17 protein-coding genes are annotated in these 19,618 nt (G+C 75.2%); 3 read left to right on the top strand and 14 right to left on the bottom strand.

The genetic code is table 11. From position 1 onward, the window contains the following. Positions 1 to 42: 42 nt before the first annotated feature. Positions 43 to 963, bottom strand: a complete 921-nt coding sequence (locus AB0368_RS03835; RefSeq protein ID WP_366152228.1) for a M56 family metallopeptidase — start codon at positions 961 to 963, stop codon at positions 43 to 45. Continuing rightward, positions 960 to 1,328, bottom strand: a complete 369-nt coding sequence (locus tag AB0368_RS03840; RefSeq protein ID WP_366152229.1) for a BlaI/MecI/CopY family transcriptional regulator — start codon at positions 1,326 to 1,328, stop codon at positions 960 to 962. Before AB0368_RS03840 ends, AB0368_RS03835 begins: the two co-directional genes overlap by 4 nt. A gap of 76 nt (positions 1,329 to 1,404) precedes the next feature. Between AB0368_RS03840 and AB0368_RS03845 the strand changes: the two genes are divergently transcribed. From AB0368_RS03845 to cydC, 3 genes are read left to right on the top strand one after another with little or no spacing between them, the layout of a single operon-like run. Next, positions 1,405 to 2,787: a cytochrome ubiquinol oxidase subunit I gene (locus tag AB0368_RS03845; protein WP_366152230.1), complete on the top strand. Its 1,383-nt coding sequence runs from the start codon at positions 1,405 to 1,407 to the stop codon at positions 2,785 to 2,787. An 11-nt stretch (positions 2,788 to 2,798) separates the two neighbouring features. After that, the gene (gene cydB, locus AB0368_RS03850; RefSeq protein ID WP_366152231.1) at positions 2,799 to 3,779 is read left to right on the top strand and encodes a cytochrome d ubiquinol oxidase subunit II; all 981 of its coding nucleotides are present in this window, start codon (positions 2,799 to 2,801) and stop codon (positions 3,777 to 3,779) included. Further along, positions 3,776 to 7,039, top strand: a complete 3,264-nt coding sequence (gene cydC, locus AB0368_RS03855; protein ID WP_366152232.1) for a thiol reductant ABC exporter subunit CydC — start codon at positions 3,776 to 3,778, stop codon at positions 7,037 to 7,039. The genes cydB and cydC overlap by 4 nt, the downstream gene beginning before the upstream one ends. A gap of 10 nt (positions 7,040 to 7,049) precedes the next feature. Here the strand turns inward: cydC and AB0368_RS03860 are convergent, their stop codons facing one another. The 12 genes from AB0368_RS03860 to AB0368_RS03915 form a co-directional block, all read right to left on the bottom strand. Next, on the bottom strand, positions 7,050 to 9,059 hold the full coding sequence (locus AB0368_RS03860) for a serine/threonine-protein kinase (RefSeq protein WP_366152233.1): 2,010 nt from the start codon (positions 9,057 to 9,059) through the stop codon (positions 7,050 to 7,052). 93 nt (positions 9,060 to 9,152) lie between these two features. Then, positions 9,153 to 9,671 carry a GNAT family N-acetyltransferase gene (locus AB0368_RS03865; protein ID WP_366152234.1) on the bottom strand — a complete coding sequence of 173 codons (519 nt, stop codon included), beginning with the start codon at positions 9,669 to 9,671 and terminating at the stop codon, positions 9,153 to 9,155. Next, a complete protein-coding gene (locus tag AB0368_RS03870; protein ID WP_366152235.1) occupies positions 9,668 to 10,228 on the bottom strand; it encodes an XRE family transcriptional regulator in 561 nt (186 codons plus the stop codon). Before AB0368_RS03870 ends, AB0368_RS03865 begins: the two co-directional genes overlap by 4 nt. Positions 10,229 to 10,297: 69 nt before the next feature. Then, positions 10,298 to 11,266, bottom strand: coding sequence for a DNA topoisomerase IB (locus AB0368_RS03875; protein WP_366152236.1), 969 nt, complete (start codon positions 11,264 to 11,266; stop codon positions 10,298 to 10,300). Continuing rightward, positions 11,250 to 12,182, bottom strand: coding sequence for a glycosyltransferase family 9 protein (locus AB0368_RS03880; RefSeq protein WP_366152237.1), 933 nt, complete (start codon positions 12,180 to 12,182; stop codon positions 11,250 to 11,252). The genes AB0368_RS03875 and AB0368_RS03880 overlap by 17 nt, the downstream gene beginning before the upstream one ends. Then, the gene (locus tag AB0368_RS03885) at positions 12,179 to 12,859 is read right to left on the bottom strand and encodes an SDR family oxidoreductase (protein ID WP_366152238.1); all 681 of its coding nucleotides are present in this window, start codon (positions 12,857 to 12,859) and stop codon (positions 12,179 to 12,181) included. The genes AB0368_RS03880 and AB0368_RS03885 overlap by 4 nt, the downstream gene beginning before the upstream one ends. A 3-nt stretch (positions 12,860 to 12,862) precedes the next feature. Further along, complete coding sequence (locus tag AB0368_RS03890) at positions 12,863 to 14,260, bottom strand: PfkB family carbohydrate kinase (protein WP_366152239.1); 1,398 nt, start codon at positions 14,258 to 14,260, stop codon at positions 12,863 to 12,865. Beyond that, on the bottom strand, positions 14,257 to 14,871 hold the full coding sequence (locus tag AB0368_RS03895) for an SIS domain-containing protein (RefSeq protein ID WP_366152240.1): 615 nt from the start codon (positions 14,869 to 14,871) through the stop codon (positions 14,257 to 14,259). Before AB0368_RS03895 ends, AB0368_RS03890 begins: the two co-directional genes overlap by 4 nt. Then, positions 14,871 to 16,097 (bottom strand): glycosyltransferase, encoded by a 1,227-nt coding sequence (locus AB0368_RS03900; protein ID WP_366152241.1) that lies wholly within the window; start codon positions 16,095 to 16,097, stop codon positions 14,871 to 14,873. The genes AB0368_RS03895 and AB0368_RS03900 overlap by 1 nt, the downstream gene beginning before the upstream one ends. After that, a complete protein-coding gene (locus AB0368_RS03905) occupies positions 16,082 to 17,017 on the bottom strand; it encodes a glycosyltransferase (protein ID WP_366152242.1) in 936 nt (311 codons plus the stop codon). Before AB0368_RS03905 ends, AB0368_RS03900 begins: the two co-directional genes overlap by 16 nt. Further along, positions 17,014 to 18,588, bottom strand: a complete 1,575-nt coding sequence (locus AB0368_RS03910; RefSeq protein WP_366152243.1) for an HAD-IIIA family hydrolase — start codon at positions 18,586 to 18,588, stop codon at positions 17,014 to 17,016. The genes AB0368_RS03905 and AB0368_RS03910 overlap by 4 nt, the downstream gene beginning before the upstream one ends. Continuing rightward, on the bottom strand, positions 18,585 to 19,583 hold the full coding sequence (locus tag AB0368_RS03915; RefSeq protein WP_366152244.1) for a glycosyltransferase: 999 nt from the start codon (positions 19,581 to 19,583) through the stop codon (positions 18,585 to 18,587). The genes AB0368_RS03910 and AB0368_RS03915 overlap by 4 nt, the downstream gene beginning before the upstream one ends. Positions 19,584 to 19,618: the final 35 nt, after the last annotated feature.

Here is a 19,618-nt window from a genome sequence, read left to right on the forward strand (position 1 = left end):
TTAACGCACAACGCCTAGTGACCGACCGTGATTAAGAAAGACTTAAAGCGGCCACGCGGTGAGCGCACGCCCCAGCCAGGGCACCACCAGGATCACTGTGGGTAACACCAGCAAACTCACTGTCATCAGTACCGCCAGGACGGTCCACATCGGAGATCTGCCGTCCGTCCCGGCCAGCCGCTCAAGCCGGCGGCGCCGCTCCTCGCCGGCATCGCCGCCGGCCTCCGCGGGCACGTCCGGGCTCACCGCGTCGCTGAGCACCGACAGGGCGGTGCGCAACGGCTCCGCCCCGCAGCGGCGCCGGGCCGCGTCGTCGGCGACCATCTCGAGCAGCAGGTGCACGGCGTCCAGCGGCGCCCGGCTGCGCAGCGGCCGCGGGACCGCACGATAGAACGCGGTGAAAGACTCCAGCACGAGGTCGTGCCGGTGCCGCAGGTGCGCCTGCTCGTGTGCGATGACGGCGGCCACCTGCGCACGGTCGAGCACGCGCAGCGCTCCCCCGCTGACCACCACCCGGGGGTTGCGGCCCGGCAGGCAGTACGCGAACGGCAGCGGGCCGTCGAGCACCCGCAGCCCGTGCGGCACCTCGGCCGGCAGCTCGCCATGGCGTTCGGCGTCGTCGAGGAGGTCCACGAGCATGCGGTGCCGGGCGCGGCGGGTCCGCGAGCGGTAGGTCACCCCGGCAAGCGAGACGAGCAGCCGGACGATGATCACGGCCGCCACCACCAGGGCCGCGACCAGGGCGGCCGCCCCCGCCGGCCGGCCCGAGCCCAGCGCGCCGACCAGCTCCTGCGGACCGGCGAGGACGACACCCAGGGCGCAGAGGATGCCGGTCAGGGTGATGCTCTGCCAGAGGGCCACCGCGGCTGCCGGCGCCCGGCCCGGCCACCGCGCGGCGGCCAGGATCCCCGGCACGGCCAGCGACAGGGTCAGGCCCAGCGCGCCGAGCAGCAGCGCGGTCACGACCCGGCGGCCGATTCCCTCCGGGCCGCCTCGATGGCGGCGGTCAGCATCGAGGGGTCGATGCGTCCGACGAAGTGGGCCAGCGCGGCGTCCCGTACGCCGTCCGGGGCGGTGCTGAGCGCGTCGAGCATCAACGCCGCGGTCATCTCCTCGCGCGACTGCGCCGGCGCGTAGCGGTACGCCCGGTCCGCCTTGTGCTGGGTCACCACACCCTTGCGGGCCAGCCGGTCCAGCACGGTCATCACCGTCGTGTACGCCAGGTCGCGCTCGCGGCTCAGGCGCTCGTGCACCTGCCGGACGGTCAGCGGCTCCGCGGCGTTCCACAACTGCTGCATGACCTCCCGCTCGAGGTCTCCCAAAGCCATGTGACCCACTCTACTGCACGGCGTCGTACTACACGTCGTAGTATCTACTACGAGATGTCGTAGAGGGGATACCGACGTGGACGTGCTCGACCTGACCCGGCTCCAGTTCGCGGTGGTGACGATCTACCACTACTTCTTCGTGCCGCTGTCGATCAGCCTCGCCGCCACCGCGGCCGGGCTCCAGATCGCCTGGCTGCGCACCGGGAAGGACACGTACAGGGACCTGACGAAGTTCGTCGGGAAACTGCTGATCGTCACGTTCGCCGTCGGGGTGGTCACCGGCCTCGTGCAGGAATTCCAGTTCGGCATGGGCTGGAGCAACTTCGCGCGGTTCTACGGCGACGTCTTCGGACCCACGCTGGCGATCGAGGGCATGCTCGCCTTCTTCCTCGAGGCCACGTTCCTCGCGCTGTGGTACTTCGGCTGGGACCGGCTCCCCCGCAGGCTCCACGCCGCCACCATCGTCGTGGTCGCCGTCGGCACGGTGCTGTCCGCGTTCATCATCCTGGCCGCGAACTCGTTCATGCAGAACCCGGTCGGGTACTCGATGGACCCGGTCACCGGCCGCGCCCGCCTCGACGACTTCGGCGCCCTGCTGCTCAACAAGGTCAACCTCGCCGCCTTCCCGCACACCCTGTCGGGAGCGCTGATGGCGGGCGGGTCGCTCCTGCTCGCCGTCGGCGCGTGGCGGCTGCGGGCGGCGGGGGCGGCGGCCTTCCGTACGCTGGCCCGCCTGGGTGCCTGGCTGACCGTCGTCGGCGGCGCCCTCACCGCCGTCACCGGCGACCACCTCGGCAAGGTCATCACCGAGGTGCAGCCGATGAAGATGGCCGCCGCCGAGGCCCTCTACGCCACCACCGCCGGGGCGCCCTTCTCGGTGTTCGCCGTCGGCGGCCCGGACGGCGGCGAGCCGTTCCTGAGCATCGAGATCCCGCGGCTGCTGTCGATCCTCGCCAAGGGCACCCCGGGCGCCACCGTCCAGGGCATCGACGACCTCCAGGCGCAGTACGCGGCCCAGTTCGGCCCGGGCAGCTACGTGCCGATGATCCCGGTCGCGTTCTGGAGCTTCCGGCTGATGATCGGCATCGGGATGCTGGCGGCGGCCGTCGCGGCGTACTACCTGTGGAGCACCCGCCAGGACCGCCGTACGCACCCGCTGCTGCTGCGGACCCTGCCGCTCATCCCGGTCCTGCCGGCCGCCGCCAACAGCCTCGGCTGGATCTTCACCGAGACCGCCCGCCAGCCCTGGCTCGCCTTCGGCATCTCGCGCGTGGCCGACGGCATCTCCCCCGGCCTCACCCGCGGCGAGGTTGCCGGGTCCCTCATCGGCTTCGCCGTCGTCTACGGCGTGCTCGCCGTCGTCTGGCTGCGCCTGGTCCGCCACCTCTCCCGGCAACCGCTCGAGTCCGCATCCGCACCGGCCACGGAGGCCGAGCGGATCCCGGCCCCCGTCTACTGAGGAAGGCACCCATGGTCACCGTCTGGTTCGCGCTCGTCGTCCTCTGCTGGGTCCTCTTCTTCGTCCTCGAGGGCTTCGACTTCGGCGTCGGCCTCCTCGGCCCGGTCCTCGGCCGCGACGACCACGAACGCGGCGCCATCGTGCGTACGGTCGGGCCGTTCTGGGACGGCAACGAGGTCTGGCTCGTCGCGGCGATCGGCGTCACCTTCGCGGCCTTCCCGGACTGGTACGCCGCCCTGCTGTCCGGTCTCTACCTGCCGATGGCCGCGCTGCTGCTCCTGCTCGCCGTCCGCGGCGTGGCCCTCGAGTTCCGCGGTAAGGGCGACGGCCCGGCGTGGCGCAGGCGCTGCGACGCCGCGCTGGCCGCCAGTTCGGCAGGGATCGTGGCGCTGTGGGGTGCCGTCCTCGGTGTGCTGACCCACGGCCTCGCGGTCGGGGCCGACGGTCAGGTGACCGGCACCGGCCCGGCGCGCAGTCTCGCCCCGCTGGCATCCTGGCCCGCCCTCGCCGGAGCCGTCCTCGCCCTGTACGCGGCCCTGCTGATCGGCGCCACGTTCCTGGCCCTGCGCACGACCGGCCCGGTGCACGCCCGCGCCCGGACCTGGAGCGGCCGCCTCGCCACGGCCGGCACGCTGCTGCTCGGGACGGCCGGCATCGCGAGCAGCTCCCGGCTCGTCCTCGCCGCCGCGGTGCTCTGCATGGGTGTCGCACTGGTCGCCCGGCACGGCCACGAACTGGTCGCGTTCGCCGCCACCGCCCTCGGTGTCGCCGCCGCCGTCGTCGCCGTCTTCACCGTCCACGGTGACGTCGTCCTGCGCAGCACGCTCGACCCGGCGTGGTCGCTGACGACGACCGGGGCGGCCGCCACCGGGTCGGCGCTGCGGCTGCTCAGCGTCGTGGGCGTGGTCGTACTCCCGGGCGTGCTGGTCTACCAGGCCTTCTCCTACTGGGTGTTCCGCAAGCGCGTCGCGAGCGAGCGGGTGCCGTCGTGAGCCGCGCCCCGGTCGATCCCCGGTTGCTGCGGCACGCCCGCTCCGGGCGTACCGGAATCGCGGTCCTGTCCTTGATCGGAGCCGGACAGGCCGTCGCCACGGTGATCGTCGCGATCGCCCTGGCCCGGATCGTCACCGGCCGCGACGCGGTCGCCCTGCTCGCGGCCGCGTTCGTGCTGCGGGCCGCGCTGACCTGGGCCGAGCAGGTCGCCGCCCGGCGCACCGCCGCCCGGGTCACCGACGAACTGCGGCGCAACACGCTCGCCGCCGCGCTACGGCACGGGCCCGCCCGGGTGGCGTCCTACGGCAGCGGCAGGCTCAGCGCCGTGCTGACCGGCGGCCTCGACGCCCTGCGCCCGTGGTTCTCCGGCTATCTGCCCGCGCTCGTGCTCGGCGTGGCCCTGCCCCCGCTGGTGATCGTCACGATGGCGATCGTGGACCCCGCGTCCGCGCTGATCGCGCTGCTCACGCTGCCCCTGATCCCGCTGCTCGGCGCGCTGATCGGCTGGGCCACGCAGCAGCGGGCCCGGCGGGCCTGGGACGCGGACGCCCGCCTGGCGGGCCACTTCCTCGACGTCGTGAGCGGGCTGCCGACCCTGCGACTGTACGGGCGAGCCGATCGCCAGACCGCCGTCGTGCGCGAGATGACCGACCAGCACCGCAACGCCACCGTACGGGTGCTGCGCGTCGCCTTCCTGTCCTCGACGGCCCTGGACCTCGTCGGTACGTTGTCGGTGGGGCTGATCGCGGTCGAGGCCGGGTTGCGGGTCGCGGGCGGCGCGCTGGAGCTCGGTCCGGCCCTGCTGGTGATCCTGCTGGCCCCGGAGGCGTACCGGCCGCTGCGCGAGATGGCGGCCCGCTTCCACGCGAGCGCCGACGCGTCCGCGGTGATCGCAGACGTCGACGAGATACTGCGCGACGACGCTTCGTACCTGCCTGGTCGCACCGGCGACGACGACCGGCCGGGCCTGTACGCGTCGGGCCTGCGGGTGCGCTATCCGGGCACGACGGCCGACGCGCTGACGATCGGCGGGCTGGCCGTCCGCGACCACGAGGTCGTGGCGGTACGGGGGCCGTCCGGGGCGGGCAAGACCACGCTGCTGCGGGTCCTCGCGGGACTCCAGCCGGCCACGGAGGGCCGGGTCTCGTGCGGCGGCCCGGGCGTGCTGTACCTCCCCCAGCGGCCGGCGCTGCCCCATGTCCGCACGGTCGCCGATGTGTTCCCCGGCGCGGGCCCGGACGAGATCCGGGCGGCGCTAACGACGGTCGGGCTCGACGAGGGGATCACCGCGGAGACGGTTCTGGGCGAGCACGGCAGCGGGGTCTCGGCCGGGCAGCGGCAACGGCTGGCGCTGGCGGCACTGCTCCGGGCGGCGGCACGCAGGCCGGTGGTGATGCTGTTGGACGAGCCGACGGCGCACCTGGACGCGGTCGCCGAGCGGACCGTCATCGGGCTCGTCCGGGCTGCGGCGGACCGGGGGTGCGCGGTGCTGGTGGTGGCGCACCGGCCGGCATTGCTCGCCGAGGCGGACCGCGTGGTCGAGGTGGCTTCGCCGCGTCTTACCGCACCGACCGCTAGCGCCGTCGGGGCCGGCGACCCCTCAGCCCGGGACGCTCGGCCGGGACCGTTGGCACGCCCTCTTACGCATCCTGGGAAGATACGTTGGGGCCCGGCCCGGCGGCCGGCGACCGCCGTGGCGCTGGGGGCGGCCTCGACGCTGGCGGGGATCGTGCTCACCGGCGCCGCGGCCTGGTTGCTGGTGCGGGCCGCCACCCTGCCGCCCGTGCTGAGCCTCTCGGCCGCCGTCGTGCTGGTCCGCGGCTCCGCCGTCGCCCGGCCGTTGCTGCGCTACCTCGAGCGGCTGGTCGCGCACGACGTCGCGTTCGCGCGGCTGGGCCGGTGGCGCTCCAGGGTCTACGCCGACCTCGTCCCCCGCGTACCGGGTCCGCGGCTGCGGCGCCGGGGAGACCTGCTCACCCGCATCGGCGCGGACGTCGACGCCCGGGTGGACGGGCTGCTCCGGGGCCGCCTGCCCGCCCTGAGCGCGGCCGTGGTCCTGATCGTCACCACGGCCGTGGCGGTGGCGGTGAGCCCCCGGCTCCTGCTGCCGCTCGGCGCCGGGCTGCTGATCGCGGCAGTGCTGGCGCCGGCCCTGGCCACCCGTCTCGCCGGCCGGGTGGAGGCGGCCACCGGGCGGGCCCGCGCCGAGCTGCGGGACGCCGTCGTGGAGACCGTCGAGGGGGTCGAGGAGCTGGCGTCACGCGGCGGCGACGCGCTCGGCGTACCGGACCGGCGCAGCCGCGACCTGGCCCGGCTCGAAGCGCGGGCGGCCCGCGCGTCCGGTGCCGCCGCGGCGTTGAGCCTGCTGGGCTGGGGCGTCGCCGTGGCCGGGACCGAGGTCGTGCTCCGGCACACCGCCGGCCTGTCTCCCGAGTGGACCGCCGTGCTGCTGCTCGCGGTGGTGGCGCTGGGCGAGCCGGTCGCCGCCCTGCCGGACGCCGCCGTCGCGCGGGGCCGGGCGGCGGTGGCGCGGGAGAGGCTGGCGGAGATCCGTACGCAGCGCCCGTCCGCCACCCGCACGCCCCCGGACTCGGCCCGCGTGGTGATGCGCGGGCTGGTCGCCGGATGGGACCCGGACCGGCCGCCGGCGGTGCGCGGCGTCGACCTCGAGCTTCCGCGCGGCGCCAAGGTCGCGGTGCTGGGCCCGTCCGGCGGCGGCAAGTCGACCCTGGCCGCGGTGCTGGCGGGGCTGCTCGACCCGCGCTCCGGAGCGGTACGCCGCCCCGCGCGCACGGTGCTGGTCAGCGACGACGCGGATCACGTGTTCGCTTCCACCGTACGGGAGAATCTGCGTCTGGCCGGCCCGGCCGCGACGGACCCGCAACTGCGGGCGGCCCTGACCCGCGTCGGTCTCGGGCCGTGGCTGGCGGGGCTGCCGGAGGGGCTGGACACGTGGCTGGGAGCCGGCGGAAGCACCGTGTCGGGCGGCCAGCGCCGACGCCTCGCCACCGCCCGGGCCGTGCTCGCCGATCCGGACCTGCTGGTGCTGGACGAGCCGACCGAGGGGCTCGACGAGGCCGGTGCCGCGGCGCTGATGGCGGACCTGCTGGACGCGGCGGGTGACCGGACCGTGGTGCTCTTCACGCATCGGACCGAAGGCCTGGACCGGGTGGACGCCACATATCACCTGCGCGACGGCCGGCTGACCGCCGCAGCCGCCGAGCCGCAGGTGGCCGGCGTGGGTGGCCGGCGGCAGTGACGAACGGGGCTCAGCGCCGCAGCGGATACCCCGTCGACGTGAAACCGATCGAGGTCACCACCATGGTGGCGCCCACGGTCAGCGTCTCCACCGGGCCCGGGGTCGGCGTCGACCACAGGCTCTTCCCGGTCGCCGGATCCAGTTCGTGCAGGATCGAGTCGTAGGAGGCGGCGAAGATGCGGCCGCCCTGGCTGGTGGCCACGACTGGGTTCAGCAGCCGGCGGCGCCAGCGCAGCGTCGTACCCTCCGCGGCGGCCACCCCCGACTCCCCCGCCGTCAGCCGGGCGTCGTAGACGCCGACCACGGTCATCGCGCCCGCCGACGTGACGACGGAGATCTCGGTCGGCGAGTCCTGGCCCGGGATGTAGGTCGCGACGGGTACGGCGCTGGTCACCGTGCCGGTCCGCGCGTCCACGGTGAACAGCTTCCAGGCGTCGCCGGCGGCGACCGTGACGCTGAGGCGGTCGCCGGTGCACCAGGGGCCATCCATCACGCCCTTGGGCGCCACCGCGGTCTTCCAGGCCACTCTGCCGGTGACCGGCTCGATGCCGTACAGCCAGCAGGGATCCCGCTCGGTCTTCCCCGCCTGACCGTGCAGCAGCCCGCCGCGGCTCATACAGTACTGGTAACCGAAGGCTCCGGCCCAGCGCAGACGCCATCTCCGGCGGCTCGTGCGGGCGTCGTACCCGCTCAGCGTGGACGACCCCTCGAGCGTCAGGAACAGGCCACCCAGCCCGGTGAGGATGCCCTGCCTCCCGGCTGGGCGGGCAGCCAGCACCGCGCCGGTGGCCGCGTCGAGCACGCGGAACGTGTCGCCCGCCTCCACGAGGACCTGGTTGTCGGCGAAGGTCAGCAGATCGGTGATCTCGGGCTCCTTGCGGCGCCAGCGCTGCTTGCCGGTCTCGAGGTCGACGGCGCGGACCGCATCGCCGTCCGTACCGACCGCGACCGACCCCATGGCGATCGGTTGCCGCAGGTCGTCGCGGTGCCAGGCGGGGGCGCCGAGTCCGGGCGCCGGGCTCGGCCGGGGCGTGGCCGAGGCCGAGGACCGGGGCGTGGCCGTGGCCCGGGATCCCCTCGTACCCCGCCACAGGGCCGTGCCGCCCGCGGCCGCCACCGTCAGGGCGCCCGCGCCGATCACCGCGCGCCGGGAGAGTCCGCGTACGCGCGCGGGGGCGCCGCTGAGCAGCATCTCGCGGGCCTGTTCCGCCGTCGGCCGCCGCGCGGGGTCGGCGGCCAGCAACCGCAGCAGGACCGGGCCGAGGTCCCCGGCGCGCTGCGGCGGCCGGATCTCATGACGGGCGTACGCGACCAGCATCGGCAGGTAACCGTCGCGCTGGAAGGGCCCGACGCCCTCGATGGCGAAGTAGAGGGTGGCGCCGAGGCCGAACACGTCGGCAGGCGGCCCGGGGGTGAGACCTTTGGCCTGTTCCGGGGCGAAATAGCCGGGCGTCCCGAGCACGGCGCCGGTCTCGGTGAGCGTCTCGGCGTCCTGCATGGTGGCGATGCCGAAGTCGGTCAGCCGTACCACGTCATCGCCGGAGATCAGAACGTTGGCCGGTTTGACGTCTCGGTGGGTGATCCCGGCGGCATGGGCCACCTGCAGGGCCGAGAGCAGTTGCAGCCCGACGGGGATCGCGCGGTCCACCGGGAGCGGACCCTCACCGGCGACCATCTCCTTCAGCGAGCGGCCCGCCACGAATTCCATGACGATCCAGGGCCGCTCGTCGTGGTCGACGATGTCGTACACCGCCACGATGTTCGGGTGGTCCAGAGCGGCTGCGGCGCGGGCTTCGCGCAGGCTGCGCTCGCGCCCCTGCGCCACTGTACGGTCGGTGCTCCCCCAGCTGTGGCGCAGTTCCTTGACCGCGACATGCCGGCGCAGGACCTCGTCGTGGGCCGACCACACCACGCCCATCCCGCCGGCCCCGATCCGCTGCAGCAGGCGGTAACGGCCGGCCAGCAGTGCGGCGCCGGGCGGGTCCCCGGGCCGCCCGGGCTGCTCCGCGAAGATCGACACGGCGCACAGGCTAGCCGAGCCTCGCCGAGCCCGGGAGGCCGAGCGCCGGCGAATGCGCGGAACGGCCCGGCGGGCTGGGCAGACGAGCCGGCATCACGCCGCGGGAACGGGCTTGTAGTAGAAGCTGCAGGCCCTCAGCTCGCCGGTCGGCCCGGCCGCGTAGTCGGGGACGACGCCGTACCGCTGCCAGCCCGCCGACCGGTAGAGGTGGTCGGCCGCGCTGCCGGTCTCGGTGTCCAGCAGCAGCATGGTGACGCCGGCAGCAGCGGCGGCCTGTTCGGCGGTGGCGAGAAGCCGGCGGCCGAGGCCTTGGCCCCGATGGTCGCGGTGGACGGCGAGTTTCACCACCTCGGCGCGGTGGCTGGCGTTGGGTTTGTCCGCGTACGCCAGGCTCACGGTGCCGGCGAGGCCGTCCGGCCCCGCCGCCGTCCAGACCGCGAGGCTGCCGCCGGCCACGGCCTCGGCCCGCTCCCGCCACCACGCGGTCGCCTGCTCGTGGTCGAAGCCGGCCAGGAAGCCGATCGAGGCGCCGCCGTGCACCGCGTCCACCAGCAGGTCCGCCAGGCCGGGCAGCGCCGCGGCGAACGTCTCGGAGGTCAGCCGCTCGATCATGGCAGCACCATGACCACGGCGTACCGGACCGGCTCGGCGCCGGTGTTGCGGAAGCGGGTCGCGCCCCACAGGCGGAACCGCAGGCAGTCGCCGGCGTGCAGCTCGTACGTCGTGCCGCCGTCGGTGAGCGCGAGGGTGCCGCCGAGGATCCACACGTGCTGCTCGAGGCCGGGCACGCCGGGCCCGTCGTACGCGATGTCCGCCCCCGGGTCGAGCACCGCCTCGATCATCTCGCCGCGCAGCCCCGCGTGCGGCGGCGACACGACCCGGCGGGTGAAGCCGGAGGCGTCGTCGTGCCAGACCGCCTGCTCCTGCGCGCGGACGACCGCGGGCGGGGCGGACTCGACGTCTGCCAGCAGGCGCGACATCGTCCACCCGTACGCGGTGCAGAGCTTGCCGAGCAGCGAGGCCGTCGGGCTGATCTCGCCGCGTTCGAGGCGGGACAGGGTCGAGCGGCTCACGCCCGTGCGTGCGGCCAGGTCGTCCAGCGACCAGCCCTGCTGCACGCGCATCCCCGCCAGCCGGGCGGCCAGCCTGTCGTCCAGCGCATCTCTCATATCTGGGAGGCTATCCCAGATATGGTCATCCGCGGCGCTCGGCGTCCAGTGATCTACGACTCGGCGTCGTCAATCCGTGAGCAGGTCCAGGACCGCTTCCTCGGTCGGCTCGTCCACGGTCTCGCCCTTCTCGTACGCCTCGACGACTCGCGGGTCGACGTACGAGCTGCGCGCCACGGCCGGGGTGTTGCCGAGCAGCTCGGCGACCTCCTTCATGGCGTGCGACACGGCCTTCTTGCGGGCCGTCCTGGTCTTCTGCGGCCCGGCCTCCGCGAGCTCCCCGGCCGCCTTGACGGTGCCGTGCCAGGTCCGGAAGACCTTCGCGGTCATCTCGTGCCCGCTGATCTCGCGCAGGTACTCGTTGACGTCGTCGGAACGGATCTCCCGCCACCGCCGTTCCCTGCCGTCCCAGTACGCGAACAGCCGCTCCTCGCCCTTGCGCCGCCGCCGCAGGTCGCGCAGCACCTGGCACACCTCGCCGTCCTGGACCGGGTTGGCGTGCTCCTTGCCCGACTTGCCGACGAACTCCAGCACCACGCAGCCGCGGCCGGCCCGTACGTGCTCCGGGCGCAGGGTCGACAGGCCGAACGACGGGTCCTCCTCGCGCTGGGCGTACTGGTCGGATCCGACGCGGAACATGCCCATGTCCAGCAGGCGGGTGATCGCGGCGAGGACCCGGTCGCGGGTGAGTCCCCGGCCACTGAGGTCGGCGCAGAGGCGGGACCGGATCTCCGGCAGCCGCTCGGCGACCTCGAGCGCGTGGTCGAACTTCTTCTCGTCGCGGGCCGTGCGCCACTGCGGGTGGTAGACGTACTGCTTGCGCCCGGCGTCGTCGGTTCCGGTGGCCTGGATGTGCCCGCGCGGGTCGGTGCTGATCCACACGTCGGTCCAGGCCGGCGGGATGACGAGGTCCTTGATCCGCGCCACGGCCTCGTCGTCCTTGAGCGGCTTGCCGCCGGTGTCCAGGTAGGTGAAGCCCTTGCCGCTGCGCCGGCGTCCGAAGCCCGGCGCGGTGAGGTCGCTACGCCGTAACCGCATGACGTTCCGCCTCGGCCGCCGCGTCCAGCACCTCGTCCACGCCGACGGCAAGCAGCGCCGGGTGGGCGTCCGGTCCGGGCAGGTCGCCGCGCTCGGCCCGGGTGCCGTGCCAGATCGCCCGATGGTACGGACGCCCCGGCGGCGGCCCCCAGCGTCGCGGCGGCACCGGCCCGAAGAGCACGACCGAGGGCGTCCGGTACGCCGTGGCAAGGTGCGCGATGCCGGTGTCCCCGCTGACCAGCAGCCGGGCGTGCGCGACCAGGCCGGCGAGCTCGCCCAGCCCGGTGCGCGCGACGGCGTCCGGGCCCAGTCCGGCGTGATCGGCGACTTGCTGCACGATCGGCTCCTCCGCGGGGGAACCGGTTATCAGCACCCGGTGGCCGGCCGCCGCGAGACGTTTCGCCACGGCGGCGTACCGCTCCGGCGGCCAGCGGCGGGACGGGGACTTGGCGCCGGGGTGGATGACGGTCGCCCGGTGCGGCACGTCGGCGTCCGGCACCGCCAGGGACAGGTCAGTGGGATCGGCGGGCACACCGTAGTGGCTCAGCAGCCGGCACCAGCGTCGCACCTCGTGGTCCTCCTCCGCCCAGGTCGGACCGACCAGATGCCCCGCCTCCGCGCTGGCAAACGCCCAGAGTTCCGCCGGCCGCGCCGCCTGGAGCAGCCGGTGCGACTCGGGTCCGCTGCCGTGCAGGTTGACGGCGACCTGCACCGGCGGCAGGGCGGGCAGCGGCGCGGCAAGCCCGTCGGCGGTCACGACCCGGTCGACGCCGCCGACGAGGTCGATCAACGGCGTCAGCCAGGCCGGCGCGGCCAGGGCGAGGGTCCGGTCCGGGAAGGCGGCCCGGACCGCCCGCAGCGCGGGTACGCCCGCGGCGAGGTCGCCCACGCCGAGAGCACGCAGGACCAGGATCACGGGTACGAGCTCTCCTGCTCCGCGGCGATGACGAGCTCGCGCACCGCACAGCCGGCGGGCTGGCTGAGCGCGAACATGACCGCGTTGGCCACATTGGCCGGTTCGTTGAGGATCGCGTCCGGCCCCGGCTTGTACTGCGCGTCGCGGTCGTCGAAGAACTTGGTCTTCATGCCGCCGGGGATGACCAGGGTGACGTTGACCTGCCCGGCGAGTTCGGCCGACAGGGCCCGCGTGAAGCCCACGACGCCGAACTTCGCGGCGCAGTACGCGGTGGCGTCGCTGACCGCCTTGACGCCCAGCGTCGACGCGATGGTCACCACGCCGCCGTGGGACTGCTTGAGCGCCGGGATCGCGGCCCGGATGACCGCGGCGGTGGCGAGCAGGTCGATGGTGACGATCCGGTCCCAGGTCTCGCCGGGGATGTCGGCGAGGGTGCCCGGCACGTCCATGCCGGCCGCGGTGACCACGCCGTCGATGCTGCCGCCGGCTCGCTCGATGAGCTTCCGGGTCGCCCCCTCGGCGGCGCGGGTGTCCGCGAGGTCGCACTCGACCCAGGGGATGCCGTCCTCCGGCGGCTGACGGTCGATGACGAACGGGCGCCCGCCGGCCTTGACGACGCCGTCGACGACGGCGGCGCCGAGGCCGCTCGAGCCGCCGGTGACGATGACTGCGTCCATGCTTTACCTCCTGGAGGCCGCGGACCGGGCCGCGGCGATGGTCTTGGTGGTGGAACGGCCGTCGAGATAGGGGACGATCACGGTCTGCCCGCCCCAGCGGTGCATGAGCCCGGCCTCGGGCAGGTCCGGGCCGCCGTCGGCGTAGTCGCCGCCCTTGACCCAGACGTCCGGGCGCAGCCAGGTCAGCACCGCCTCGGGCGTCGGCTCGTCGAAGATCACGACGGCGTCGACGCAGTCGAGGGCGGCGAGCAGCCGGGCCCGGTCGGCCTGGCGGGTCAGCGGCCGGTCGGGGCCCTTGAGGGCGGCGACGCTGCTGTCGGAGTTGAGGCAGACGACGAGGCAGTCGCCGAGCTTGCGGGCGGCCTGCAGGGTGGCCAGGTGTCCGATGTGGAGCAGGTCGAAGCAGCCGCCGGTGGCCACGACGGTGCCGCCGCGCGCCCGGACGTCGGCCAGGAGTTTCCCGGCCGCGGCGGCGCCGATCCGCTCCGGCTCCGCCACCCGCTCCGGAGGAGCCAGGGCCGCGGCGACCCCGCCCGCGGCGACGTATGCGGTGGCAGCGGCGACGGCCTCCTGGACCGCCTCCGAGACCAGGGCACCGCGGGCGAGCGCGAGCGCGGCGGTGGACGCGAACCGGTCCCCCGCCCCGCAGGTGTCCCCTTCGGCCTCCTGCGGCGCCGGGACCACCAACGGCGTCGGCCCGTTGTGGCAGAGCACCGCGCCGGCGGCGCCGATGGTGACCACGACCGCCCCGGCCCGCCAGCGCTGCCGCAGCTGGTGGCCGGCGCGCTGGACGGTGCTGAGCATCGAGCCGCCGCCGGCGTCCCCGGTCAGCTTGCGGACCTCGGCCTGGTTCGGTGTCACGAGGCGCACGTGGGGCACCGGCGCCGGCCCGTTGGGGTGGGGGTCCCACACGACCGGCACCTTCGCCGCCTCCAGCGCCCGGCGCAGCTCCGGGTGCCGGGCGACGCCCCGGCCGTAGTCGCTGACCAGGATCGCGGTGGCGTCGCGCAGGACCGCCAGCGCCGCCTCGGGTGCGGGACCGGGCGGCACCGGCTCGCCGCCGCGGTCCAGGCGGACGAGGACCTGGCCGCCGGCGCGCAGCCGGATCTTCTCCGGAGTGGCGCCCGGCAGCGGCAGCGCGTACACCTCGATGCCGGCGGCGGTCAGCAGCTCGCTGAGCCGGGCCGCCGCGGGGTCGTCCGCCAGCGCGGTGACCAGCGCGACGTCGTGGCCCTGACCGGCGGCGAGCAGCGCGGCGAGGCCCGCGCCGCCGGGCCGGTCGGACACCGACCGCTCGTCGAGCACCGGCGCCGGCGCGTCCGGGGCGACCCGGCTGACGGCACCCTCGACGTCGCGGTCGAGCAGGGTGTCGCCCACGACGACCAGCAGCGGGCGGCTCATGGCACCAGCACCGCCTCGCGCCGGGCGGCCGGCGCTTTTCCCAGCACCACCGGCAGATGGGCGTCGACGTACTCGCACAGGACGTGCACCGAGACCAGGTGCAGCTCCTGGACGACCTGGGAGTCGCGGGACGGGCAGCACAGCGCCTCGTCGCAGACCTCGGCGAGCGGGCTCGGGCCGTCACCGGCCAGCGCCCACGTCCGTACGCCCAGCTCCCGGGCGGCGTGCGCGGCCCGGACCAGGTTGGGGCTGCGGCCGCTGGTCGACAGCAGCATGAGCACGTCGCCGGCGCGGCCGTGCGCCCGGACCTGGCGGGCGAAGACCTCCTCGTAGCCGTAGTCGTTGCTGATCGCGGTGACCGCCGAGGAGTCCGGGGTCAGCGCGATCGCCGACAGCGGCATCCGCTCGTCGCGCAGCCGGCCGACGAGCTCGGCGGCCAGGTGCTGCGCCTCCGCGGCGCTGCCGCCGTTGCCGGCGACCAGCAGCCGCCCGCCGGTGCCGAGGTGGTCGGCGAGCTGGGCGCCCCAGCGGGCCAGCCGTTCCGACGCCACGGCCCGGAACGGGCCGAGCGCCGCCGCCATGCCACGCAGGTGGGAGTCCAACAGGTCCATCACACAACCGCCTCTCGGGGGGAATCCGTGGTGGTGCGGGCGCGGCCGGCGACCGTCGCGTAGACCGCCGCCAGCCGGGTGGCGATGCGCCGCCACGAGTACGAGTGGGTGGCCCGGTCGGCCGCGGCCGCCGCGTACGAGACGCGCCGCACGTCGTCGGTGAGCAACCGGCGCAGGGCCACGCCCAGGCCGCGCGGGTCGCGGGGCGGGACGAGGTCGCCGGTGAGGCCGTCGACGACCGTGTCGGTCAGACCGCCCACCGCGGTGCCGATCACCGGTACGCCGCACGCCATCGCCTCCAGGGGCGTGAGCCCGAACGGCTCGTACCAGGGCGCGGCGGCGAGCACGTCCGCGGAGCGGTACCAGCGCGGCATGTCCGCCGAGGCGGTCGCGCCGGCCAGCCGTACGCGGTCGCCGACCCGGCAGTGCTCGGCGAGGGCGCGCAGGCGGCGGGCGTACGGGTCGTCGTCGAGCCGGCCGCCGGGCGGCCCGCCCACGACGACCAGCTCGGCGCCGGGCACCGAGGGCAGGGCGCGGATCAGGTCCTCGTAGCCCTTGCGCTCCACGAGCCGGCCGACGGTCAGGATGCGCGGCCGGTCGGCGTCCCGGGGCTCGGCCGGCCCCTCGGGGCGGAACAGCCCGGTGTTGACGCCGGACGGCACCAGGGCCATCCGGCCGCGCGGCACGCCCATCCTCAGCAGCTCGCGGATCTCGTCCTGGCACTGCACGACGACCCGGTCGACGACCCGGCCGAGCTGCCTCTCGTACGCGACCCGGTGCTCCGGGCTGGTGTCGGCGGCGCCCTGGTGGCGGCGCTTGACCGAGCCGAGCGCGTGGTAGGTGAGCACCACCGGCACGTCACTGCTGCGCGCGGCCGTGACGGCGGCCAGGCCGCTCATCCAGAAGTGCGCGTGCACCACGTCGGGCAGCCAGGTGGTGCGCCAGTCCTTGGCCGCCCACTCGGCGAAGTCGCCCATGTACGGCAGCAGGTCGTCCTTGGGCAGCGTCATCGCGGGACCGGCGGGGACGTGCACGACCTCGAAACCCTTCGCCGCGACTACCGCGGGCAGGCCCGGATCGTCGCGCCGGGTGTAGACGCGCACCTCGTGGCCCTGCTCGGCGAGCGCCGCGGACAGCTCGGCGACGTGCGCGTTCTGACCGCCGGCGTCGACCCCGCCGAGGGCGGACAGCGGGCTGGCGTGCTCGGAGATCATCGCGATGCGCATGTTTCCTCTTCCAGCAATCGGTCCCAGTCCGCGAGGAAGCGGTCGAGGCCGTAGCGGGCAAGGGCGACCTGACGGGCCCGCGCGCCGAGCCGCCGGGCCGCGTCGGGATCCTCGATCAGCCACTGCGCCGCCTCGACCAGGGTGCCGACCCGGGTGGAGAGCACACCGGCGTCGGGGGGAACGGCGGCGACCGCTTCCGTGGTGGCCAGCGCGAGCACCGGCATGCCGATCTGCATGGCCTCGATGAGGCTCAGCCCCAGCGACGTCCACCGGCACAGGTGCAGGTACGCCCGCCGCCGGGCGATCGCCTCGTGCATCCGCGTCTGCGGCGGGTCGTCGTACGCGGTGACCCGGTCGAGATCCAGCCCGGCGACGCCCATCCCGTACACGTCGAGCGGGGCGACCGCCGCGAACCGCGGCATCAGGTCGGTGCCGGTGACCCGGTGGCGCCGGACGGGTTCGTTGGTCACGACCGCGAACCGTTCGAGCTCGCCGGTCCAGCGCGCCGCGGGCTCGACGATGCCGTGCTCGATCACCGTGGTGCGGGTGCCGCCGGTGTCCCAGAACAGCTCGTTGAAGTGGGTGACGTGCGCGATGACCAGGTCGTCGCGGTCGGCCACGGTATGCCGCGAGTCCGGCACGTCGCCCTTGGGGGTGTTGTGCTCGACGTAGATCTTCGGCGCGGTCAGGTGCGCGACGCGTGCGAGCTCGCCGGGGCGTTGCAGCACGATCGCGTCGACGTCGCCGGGCCGCAGGGCACCGGCGTCGACCTCCTCGACGGTCCCGGGCCAGTCGAAGGTACGGGCGCGGCCGCGCCCCCACTCGTCGCGCCCGGCGTTGACCGGGACGAGGTAGCGGTGCTTGCCCTGGACGAACGACGTCGTCCAGGAGCCGTGCACGTGCCACAGCAGGATGTTCACGCGGCTACCTCTTCCGATTGCTTCGCGGGTGCCGGCACGCCGAGCAGCCGCAGGGCGCCGAGCACGTCGGCGGGCCGGATCGAGGAGAGACAGGGGTGTCCCGCGACCGGGCAGCGGGTGGCACGGGTGTCCCGGCACGGCGCGGCGGCGTCGCCCAGGCGTACGTGCGGCACCCGGTAGGGACCCCACTGCCCGAAGGGGACGGTCGGGGCGTAGAGGCTGACGACCGGGGTGCCCACCGCGGCGGCGAGGTGCGCCGGGCCGGTGTTCGCGACCACCACGCAGGCCGCCCCGGCGAGCAGGCGGGCGAGGCGGGGCATGCTGGTCGGTCCGGCGTCGGTGGCCTCCGTACCGGCCACGAACGCGGCCAGCTCCCGCTCGTCGGGACCGCCGGTGACCAGCACCTCGTGCCCCTCGGCGGCGAGGGCGGCCACGATCGCCCGCATGGTCTCCGGCGGGCAGGACCGCGCCTCGACGGAGGCACCCGGGTGCACGACGACGTAGGTGCCGGCCCGGACCGGACCGGCGTCGACCCGCAGCCCGCCGTCGTCGGTCTCCGGCAGGGCGAACCCCGCGGCGGCGGCGACCGAGCGGGCCCGTTCCGCCTCGGGCACTCCGACCGGTACGCGGTGCCGCACGTCCAGCAGCGATCCGGGGTAGTCCTCACTGATCGCCGTGATCCGGCCGACCCCGGCGGCGCGCAGGAGCAGGGCCAGCGGCAGCGCCGACTGGTGGAACGAGGTGAAGACGACCGCCTCGTCGGCGCCGATCGCGGCCAGCCGGGTGACCAGCCCGTCGACGAAGCCGGGGTCCACCGGTGCCGGACGCGGATCGATCCAGGGCAGCCGGGCCTCGATGATCTCGTCGACGCCGGGCAGCAGCTCGGCGGCCGCCCGGCCGCGCGGCCCGCACAGGAGCACCACCCGCTCGGCGCCGGCCGCGACGGCCCGGATGCCGGGACCGGTCAGCAGCACGTCGCCCGCGGAGTCCGAGCGGACGACCAGCACCGTGCCGGCCCGGTCCCGGCTCGCGGCCGGAGTGACCAGCGCCTGCCGCTGGAGGATCAGGTCCACGGCCCCGGCCAGGCCCGCGGCTCCGGCGGGCGCGGCGGCGACTTCCGGGCCGAGGGTGACCTCGGTGGGCACGATGACACCGGCGGCGCCGGCCGCACCGGCCGCCACCATGTCGCGGCCGATGTCCCCGACGACCACGCAGCGCTGCGGCACCGTGCCGAGGGCGGTCGCGGCGTCCTCGACGAGGCCGGGGGCGGGCTTGCGGCACCGGCAGCCCGCGGTGTCGTCGTGCGGGCAGATCTGCCAGGTGTCGAAGGGGCCCAGCAGGTCCTCGACGCGGGCGTTGACGGCGCGCAGCTGCTCGACGGTGAACCGGCCCCGGGCCAGGCCGGACTGGTTGGTGACCACGCCCAGCCGCAGCCCGGCGGCGCGCAGCCGGTCCAGCCCCGCCCGGGCGCCGGGCATCGGCCGGACGAGCGCGGGGTCGCCGTTGTACGGCACGTCGACGATCAGCGTGCCGTCCCGGTCGAGGAGGACGGCGTCGTACAGGCCGCTCACCGCCGTGGCTCCACCGGGCCGGCTCCGCGCCACCTCGCCCAGCCCCGTACCCAGTGGACGGTGGCGACCGGCGGGATAGCGGCGCTGGTCAGCACCATCGTGGTGACCTCGCGGGCGTCCCGGGGCCCGGGCATGATCCGGGCGACGGCGAACTCCGCGGTACCGGCTGCCCAGAGTGCCGCCGTGACCGCCGCGGCGGTGGCCACCGACCGTCGCCGGGTCAGCGCCGCCGCGACGGTGAGCGCCGCGGCGAGGGCCCCCACGGCGGTCACCGTCACGTGCCTGCGGCGGCGCCCCGGCGGGATCTCGAGGCGGTCGCGCCAGTCCCGGCCGTACAGGTGCCGCAGGAGAGCGTCGTCGGCGTTGCCGCGCTGGGTGCGTACGCTGACCCAGCGGTCCTCCGGGCGCACCGGGTGGGTGACCGTCCGCGCCCCCTTGACCAGCTCGAAGCCGGCCTGCCGGACGCGGTACGCGAGCTCGGCGTCCTCCCGGAACGCCCGCGGCAGCCGCTCGTCGAAGCCGCCGGTGGCGACCAGCGCCGGCCGCCGGTACGCCATGTCCGCGGTGATCCAGGCGCCGCCGGCCAGCGCGGCGGTGACCCGTTCCCAGTCGGTCGGGCGGCGGTCGGGCGGCAGAGGCACCCGCAGGTTGCCCTGCACTCCCCCGATGCCCGGGCCCGCGCCGGTCAGGTCGTCGTGCAGCCGGGACAGCCAGTCCGGGTCCGGCAGCACGTCGTCGTCCAGAAAGGCGACCCACTCGTGGCTCGCCGCCTGCCAACCGACGTTGCGCGCCGCCGCGGGGCCGGCGGCCCGGCCGGTGAGGACCTTCACGTCGATGCCGGCGGGCACCGGCAGCTCGCCGGCCGCCGCCGGCCGGTCGTCCACGACCAGGAACTCCACCGGGCCCGGGGCCGGCTCCCCCGTCGCCAGGGCGGCGAGCAGCGCGGTCAGGCTGGGCCTGCCGAGCGTGGGGACAACCACGGATATGCCGCGCATTGCTTACCTCCGCTCCACGGATCGGCGATCGTCCG

This window comes from Actinoplanes sp. NPDC051475 (assembly GCF_040689425.1).
GTDB lineage: Bacteria > Actinomycetota > Actinomycetes > Mycobacteriales > Micromonosporaceae > Actinoplanes.

Coding starts and splice junctions, on each gene's coding strand:
- AB0368_RS03875 (WP_366152236.1), bottom strand. CDS start 11,266: ATGCGGTTACGGCGTAGCGACCTCACCGCGCCGGGCTTCGGACGCCGG.
- AB0368_RS03915 (WP_366152244.1), bottom strand. CDS start 19,583: ATGCGCGGCATATCCGTGGTTGTCCCCACGCTCGGCAGGCCCAGCCTG.
- AB0368_RS03890 (WP_366152239.1), bottom strand. CDS start 14,260: ATGAGCCGCCCGCTGCTGGTCGTCGTGGGCGACACCCTGCTCGACCGC.
- AB0368_RS03895 (WP_366152240.1), bottom strand. CDS start 14,871: ATGGACCTGTTGGACTCCCACCTGCGTGGCATGGCGGCGGCGCTCGGC.
- cydB (WP_366152231.1), top strand. CDS start 2,799: ATGGTCACCGTCTGGTTCGCGCTCGTCGTCCTCTGCTGGGTCCTCTTC.
- AB0368_RS03870 (WP_366152235.1), bottom strand. CDS start 10,228: ATGAGAGATGCGCTGGACGACAGGCTGGCCGCCCGGCTGGCGGGGATG.
- AB0368_RS03885 (WP_366152238.1), bottom strand. CDS start 12,859: ATGGACGCAGTCATCGTCACCGGCGGCTCGAGCGGCCTCGGCGCCGCC.
- AB0368_RS03865 (WP_366152234.1), bottom strand. CDS start 9,671: ATGATCGAGCGGCTGACCTCCGAGACGTTCGCCGCGGCGCTGCCCGGC.
- AB0368_RS03900 (WP_366152241.1), bottom strand. CDS start 16,097: ATGCGCATCGCGATGATCTCCGAGCACGCCAGCCCGCTGTCCGCCCTC.
- AB0368_RS03840 (WP_366152229.1), bottom strand. CDS start 1,328: ATGGCTTTGGGAGACCTCGAGCGGGAGGTCATGCAGCAGTTGTGGAAC.